The organism is Ginsengibacter sp. (assembly GCF_057362405.1).
Map to the genome: position 1 here is coordinate 1 of NZ_JBMQQG010000237.1, position 4122 is coordinate 4122.

Consider the following 4122-nt stretch of genomic DNA (forward strand, 5'->3'; position numbering starts at 1 on the left):
AAATAATACCTTGTTGGTATATCATGGAAAAATGATGCTGATGGCAATAGATCACTGTCACAATTTTAAAGTGAAAGATTTACAATTCGATTTTGAAAGGCCAACTATGTCGGAGATGACAATAGTTTCAAAAACAAAAACGGAGGTAGTTGCGGATGTGAATCGTGATTCGTGGTATGCAATTGAAAAACAAAACAATGATAACAAACTAATATGGTATGGCGAAGGGTGGAAAACTAATAATCCTTTTACAATAGGATATGTTCCTGCAAAAGAGATTATGTACTATACAAGTTGGAAACCTTTTGCTGAAAGTAATGCGGTAGAAATATCTCCTTTTAAAATAAAATTTTCCGGTGATTTCTCCGGCGCCAATTTTAACGAAGGAGATATACTCACCATTCGCGATCCTTACCGCGATGAAGTGGGCGTTTTTAATAACCGTTCTCACAATGTTGCTTTCGGGAATCTTAAATTTTATTATATACACGGCCTTGGCATCGTGAGCCAGCTTTCAGAAAACATCGATATCAACAAAGTAAGCGTGGCGCCACGTCCGGGTTCCGGCAGGGTGATAGCTGCGTTTGCAGATTGCTTCCATTTCTCAGGCTGCTATGGCTCCATAAAAATAAAAAATTGCCTGGCTTCCGGTTCACATGATGATCCCATCAATATACATGGAACGTATCTTCGAATAACCCGGTCCGATAGTGATAAGGTAGTAGTAAGATTTATGCATCATCAAACATGGGGCTTTAATGCTTTTGACCAGGGCGATTCTATTGAATTTGTAGATCACCAGACGCTGATTCCATTTGCTACTGCAGTGGTGAAGTCGTCTAGAATGATTTCAAAAAAAGAAATTGAATTGCAACTGGACCGGCAGGTTCCCTTACAAATCCAGGAAGGAGATTGTGTGGGAAACCTCTCAAAAAATCCTTCAGTTATAATTAAACATAACAGGTTCGAACACACGAATACACGCGGAGTATTAATAACCACCCTGGGAAATGTTTTAATAGAAGGCAATACTTTTTACAAAACTGGTATGCATGCCATATTAATAGCTGACGACTGCAATTCGTGGTTTGAGTCCGGCCGGGTGCAAGACGTTTTGATTCGTAATAATGTGTTTGAAGATTGTGGTTATAACCAGGCGCCTGATAATTACATAATTGCTATTGCTCCTGAAAACCAGAAGATGGTGCAAGGGTATTACGTGCATCGTATTATCCGCATAGAAAATAATGTTTTTAATGTGTACGACGCACCTTTGCTTAAAGCAAGGAGCACTGATGGTTTGGTGTTCAGTAACAATGTAATTAATCAAACTCATTTTATGAATCCGGGCACTAATAAAATATCAGTCCAACTAACGGCATGTAAAAATGTGAGTATCCTAAAAAATAAATTCGCTACAGATTGGCAACCTCTAATCAATATTGGCAATATGAAAAGAGGGAGAGTCAAAACGGATATAACGAATATTGAGGTAAAAGAAACAAGCAAAGCGAAGAATAATTGAAGATCTGTTCGCAGGTTTGATTTTATCTTTAATACAATAGGATTCTATAAATTTTAAACGACTTATTTAGCATGAATTTTCTAAAATTAAAATATTACCTGTTTGCTTTTTTTGTCTTGTCAAATGTAATTGCATCGGCGCAAACCAATTTAAAATGGAATGTAGTAGCACCAGGAGTCTGGAGCGCTAAAGTAGGTAAGCCGGATAAATTTAATTTCTATAAAGTGACGGGTGTGCATCCAAAAATAGAAGCATTAGGTGCTATGCCTTCAGTACATTTTCCTTTGCCGGAAAATGAAATAAGGGCATCGGTAATAGATGGCAAAACTTACCTGCGGTTTCCATTGGATTCAACAGAAAAGATTTTTGGTTTGGGTTTAAATTTCAAAACTGTTGAACAACGCGGTCGTATTATGCGCCTGCACGTTGACCATTACGGAGGACAGGATAATGGTCGTACGCATGCGCCGGTACCGTTTTATGTTTCATCAAATGGCTATGGTGTATTGATTAATGCCGCGAGGTATATTGATGTTTGGGTAGGCACTGCGGTGGAACGGGATAGCAAACATCCGCCTGTTGTCCGGAACAGGAATACTGATAAAAACTGGCAGGCTAACCCTTACTCAGATAATATTGAAATGCTGGTGCCCGCGGAAGGTGCCGAGATACTTCTGTTTGGAGGACCGGACATGTTAGATGCAGTGCGCCGGTATAATTTGTATAACGGTGGCGGTTGCCTGCCACCCAAATGGGGTTTAGGTTTCTGGCATCGTACGCCAACTTTGTATAGTGACAACGATGTGATGAATGAAGTAAAACAATATGCAGAACATAAATTTCCTTTAAGTGTAATCGGGCTGGAGCCCGGCTGGCAAAGCAAATCATACCCATGCACCTATGAATGGGATAAGGATCGTTTTCCTCATCCGGCAGTATTTATCGATAGCTTACAACAAAGGGGCATCCATGTTAACCTGTGGATGAACCCATACATTTCTTCAGATGGTGAGCTCTACAAAAAGATTTTTCCTTATACAGCATCCTTTACGGTATGGGCAGGATTGGTGCCCGATTACTCTATGCCCCAGGCACAGAAAATAATCGGGGATCATTTGTATAAACATTTATTGAGCCAAGGAGTAAGTGGTTTTAAAATGGACGAGAACGATGGTTTTGATGAATGGCTGTGGCCCGACGTTACCAGGTTTCCTTCCGGCAATTCAGCGGAGCAAATACGGCAAACCTATGGCCTGATGATGCAGAAAATGACTACTGATTTATACCGAAAACAAAATATACGTACGTATGGATTGGTAAGAGCCTCAAACGCCGGAGCATCATCTTTCCCTTATGCTATTTATAACGATTATTACAGCCATCCTGATTTTATTACTGCGCTAATCAACAGTTCTTTTATAGGCGTATTGTGGACTCCCGAAGTACGCAGTTCGCCTACTGCAGAAGAATGGTTACGGCGCATGCAGACGGTTTGTTTTTCTCCGCTTGCTATGATCAATGCATGGGCAGATGGTACCAAACCATGGTCTTTTCCGGCAGTGGAAAAGCAAGTGCAGGATATTGCTGATCTCCGGATGCGTTTGATCCCTTATCTCTATACAAGCTTTGCCGACTATGCATTTTATGGCACACCACCTGTTAAAGCGATGAATCTTTTACCGGGATTTAATGCTCCAACCACAACTTCTGGCGGGGCATTGAATTCAACCGATAACCCTTATGCAAAAGCCGTTAAACAGGAAATAAAAGATCAGTTTATGGTGGGCGACAATTTATTAGTAGCTCCATTATTTACGGGACAAACAAGCAGGAAAGTGATTTTGCCGGAAGGAAAATGGTTTGATTTCTATACAGGAAAATATGTCGGTGAAGGGGAAGTAATTACTATCACCCCCGGGCTGGATATAATTCCTGTTTATGTTCGTGATGGTGGCATCATTCCCATGATGCCGGCAGTGACAACGATTAGTACAGAAAAATTACCCGTTGAAATAAGATACTACGGTCATAAGGCAAGCAGCTATAATTTGTATGATGATGACGGAGTAAGTTACGATTATGAAAAAGGAAAATTTACACGCATTAAATTATCGGTTACAAAAGATAAAAATGGAGAATCGAAAGGAGAAGTTATTATTCCTAAAGGAGCGAATGTATGGTCGTACAGTAATTTTTCCTGGAATTTTATGACGAAATAAAAAAAGAAAATTTATGAAAAAGGTCTTTGTATTTATTAGCCTTATATTGTTTAGTCGAATAGCTTTTTCCCAAACAATCCTTCCCTATAAAAATCCCAAACTCCCCATTGAAGAAAGAGTAAGGGATCTCATTTCCCGCATGACTCCCGAAGAAAAATTCTGGCAACTTTTTATGATACCAGGTGATTTAAGTGATGGAAAAGAAAAATACAAAGATGGCATATTCGGGTTCCAGGTAAGTGCAAAAGGAAACAAAGATGCTGCGGGGCAGTTGCTCAACTACAGTGCAGCTTCCAATGCTTTGCAAACGGCAAAGCTCATTAACTCCATGCAAAAATATTTTGTGGAAGACACCCGTTTGGGTATTCCGATTATTCC

At 39.9% G+C, this 4122-nt stretch carries 2 protein-coding genes and 1 pseudogene; all 3 read left to right on the top strand.

From position 1 onward, the window contains the following. The coding region (locus tag ACO1O5_RS20155; RefSeq protein WP_486273475.1) for a right-handed parallel beta-helix repeat-containing protein at positions 1 to 1525 on the top strand (1525 nt) is incomplete at its 5' end. Between the two features lie 71 nt (positions 1526 to 1596). Beyond that, a complete protein-coding gene (locus ACO1O5_RS20160; RefSeq protein WP_486273477.1) occupies positions 1597 to 3744 on the top strand; it encodes a TIM-barrel domain-containing protein in 2148 nt (715 codons plus the stop codon). 13 nt (positions 3745 to 3757) lie between these two features. Continuing rightward, positions 3758 to 4122, top strand: a pseudogene (locus tag ACO1O5_RS20165) (beta-glucosidase); the annotation flags it as partial.

What these genes read in the sequence shown, in the direction of transcription:
- ACO1O5_RS20160 (WP_486273477.1), top strand. Translation starts at nt 1,597, where the DNA reads ATGAATTTTCTAAAATTAAAATATTACCTGTTTGCTTTTTTTGTCTTG.